3 protein-coding genes are annotated in these 2,637 nt (G+C 61.7%); 1 reads left to right on the top strand and 2 read right to left on the bottom strand.

Annotated features, from left to right (window positions below; translation table 11 throughout):
* Window positions 1-65 precede the first annotated feature (65 nt).
* Window positions 66-575, bottom strand: a complete 510-nt coding sequence (locus QMX88_RS29200; RefSeq protein ID WP_192172469.1) for a DUF1993 domain-containing protein — start codon at window positions 573-575, stop codon at window positions 66-68.
* Window positions 576-684: 109 nt separating this feature from the next.
* Here QMX88_RS29200 and QMX88_RS29195 point away from each other — a divergent pair, with 109 nt between their 5' ends.
* On the top strand, window positions 685-1,365 hold the full coding sequence (locus tag QMX88_RS29195) for a YceH family protein (RefSeq protein WP_282373726.1): 681 nt from the start codon (window positions 685-687) through the stop codon (window positions 1,363-1,365).
* A 209-nt stretch (window positions 1,366-1,574) separates the two neighbouring features.
* On the opposite strand, the gene QMX88_RS29190 is transcribed toward QMX88_RS29195, so the two are convergent.
* A complete protein-coding gene (locus QMX88_RS29190) occupies window positions 1,575-2,387 on the bottom strand; it encodes a shikimate 5-dehydrogenase (RefSeq protein WP_282373725.1) in 813 nt (270 codons plus the stop codon).
* Between the last annotated feature and the right edge of the window lie 250 nt (window positions 2,388-2,637).

The raw sequence follows: 2,637 nt of genomic DNA, 5'->3' as shown, positions 1-2,637 counted from the left end.
CCTGGGAGCCAGGCGCCCGACGAAATATGTGTCGCTGCCCGAGCAGAGCCGGGCAGCGAGGCCTGTCAGTAAGCGCCCATGTAGTCGCGCTTGCCGACTTCCACGCCGTTGTGGCGCAGCAGGTCATAGGTGGTGGTGACGTGGAAGAAGAACTGCGGCAGCGAGTAATGCAGCAGGTAGGTCTGGGTGCTCAGACGCTTTTCTTTATCGGTGCCAGGGCGCAGGACGATTTCCCGCGCTTCGTTGCCATCGACCTGTTCGGCCTTGATCGTGTCGAGGAACGCCAGCACTTTGGTCAGCAGCGCTTGCAGGTCGGCGAAGGTGGTTTCGGTGTCTTCGTACTTCGGCGGCTCGAGGCCTGCCAGTCGTGCGCCGGCGCCTTTGGCGAAATCAACGGCAATCTGCACCTGACGCACCAGCGGGAACATGTCAGGGAACAGACGCGCCTGCAGCAGGGCATCCGGCTGAATGTTTTTGGCGGTGGCGTGGGCTTCGCCTTTGGCCAGGACGGCGCTGAGGGCGGTGAGCATTTGCTTGAAGACAGGGATCGAAGCGGCGTAAAGAGAAAGGGTCATGGCAGTTCCTCGGGAAATGAGTCGCACGGAGACGGACGCGAACGCGGCTTGTCTTTTACCTCATCCAGCCCCTACCCTCATAGCCTTTTCAACGCCTGGGGAATGGGTCATGTCCGAAGAGCTGGATTCCGAAAACACCGTTGAAGCCCCGGATGCGCTGAAGCTGAGCAGCACCGAAGTGCGCATTCTGGGCTGCCTGATCGAGAAGCAGGCGACCCATCCCGAGACCTACCCCCTGACCCTCAACGCACTGGTGCTGGCCTGTAACCAGAAGACCAGTCGCGAGCCGGTGGTGAACCTCACGCCCGGCCAGGTTGGCCAGAGCCTGCGCGCACTGGAAAGCCTGCAACTGACGCGTCTGGTCATGGGCAGCCGGGCGGACCGCTGGGAACACCGCGTCGACAAGACGCTGGAGCTGGTGCCGGCGCAACTCATCCTGACCGGCCTGCTGTTGCTGCGCGGCCCGCAAACCATCAACGAGCTGTTGACCCGCAGCAACCGTATGCACGATTTCGAAGACACCGACGCCGTGCTGCATCAGCTTGACCGGCTCATTGGCCGAGGGCTGGCGGTGTTGATCCCGAAACAGGCAGGCCAGCGCGAAGACCGCTATCTGCATGCGCTGGGTGATCCGGCCGATATGGAGACAATCCTCGCCGCCCGCGCGCATCCGGCAGAGCGCAATAGCGGCGGCGGCCATTCGGGCAGCTCGGCGATGGCGGAGAGGGTCGAAGCCCTCGAAGCCCGCATCGCCGCCCTGGAAGAACGACTGGCATTGCTGGAAGGTTGAGAGCGGCTCCGAGGAATTCTAAGCCTGGTGCAAAACCTGTGGAAGCGAGCTTGCTCGCGAAGGGGCGGGTACATCCACTGCATGTGCAGCGGCGGATATACCGTCTTCGTGAGCAAGCTCACTCCCACATGTCCCCTGTCTGCCGCGCGACAGCGTGCTGCCTGGAGATCGGTAGCCAAGCACACCCTGGCGTTACCCAAGCGCAAGTATCAACCCCGCGCGAACGCCGCCGCTGCCTGATACTGCTCCTCGGTGGGCGTCACGCCGGTGTAAAGAATGAACTGCTCCAGCGCTTGTATCGCCGCCACTTGATCGCCGGTGACCAGGCGTTTGCCGAGGCGCTCGGCCTCGACAATGAACGGCGTGCGCGCCGGCGTGGCGACTACGTCAAACGCCGTGTCGGCCTGCTCGATGGCGGACACGTCGAAGGCCAGCGCATCGGCCTGATCGCCAGCCATCCCCAGCGGGGTGACGTTGACCAGCAGCGGCGGGCGCTCGCTGCCCAGCTCGGCTTGCCACGCGAAGCCGCAGGTCTGTGCAAGCGCCCTGCCCGCCTTCTCGTTGCGCGCCACGATCAACCCGTCAGTAAAGCCGGCGTCACGCAGGGCACAGGCGACGGCCTTGGCCATGCCACCACTGCCGCGCAAGGCAAAGCGGGTGCGCGGCACTTCATGGGTATCGACCAGTTGGGCGATGGCGATGTAATCGGTGTTGTAGGCTTTCAAGTGGCCATCGGTATTGACGATGGTGTTGATGGATTGAATGGCGTCGGCGGACGCGTCCAGTTCATCGACCAGTGCAATAGAGGCTTCTTTAAACGGCATCGACACGCCGCACCCGCGAATGCCCAATGAACGCATACCGGCAATGGCTGCAGGCAGGTCGTTTGGCGAAAAGGCCTTGTAATAGAAGTTCAAGCCCAACTGTTGATACAGGTGGTTGTGGAAGCGCACGCCGAAGTTGCCCGGGCGTCCGGCCAGCGACATGCACAACAGCGTTTCCTTACTGGCAGTGACCAACATGAAATCTCCCGAGTGGTATTAGAAGACGCCTGGGGAAAGGCGTAGAATCGCGACGCTGCGCCGAACGCGGCAAAGCCATTGTCATTAAAAGTGTCGAATACCTTACACAAAATTTACGCAACGGCCTCGCAGATATTTCCGAAACCGTTGTCTGAGAAGTTATCCCGTGGCAGTGCCTGAGCGTAACGCAGGCTCGCGACAACGGGACTGAACACCGAGGAACAGTCATGATTCGTCAGATCCCCAAAGT

This window comes from Pseudomonas sp. PS02290, from assembly GCF_029960075.1.
Lineage (GTDB): Bacteria > Pseudomonadota > Gammaproteobacteria > Pseudomonadales > Pseudomonadaceae > Aquipseudomonas.
This window is presented reverse-complemented; position numbering and strand designations above follow the sequence as displayed.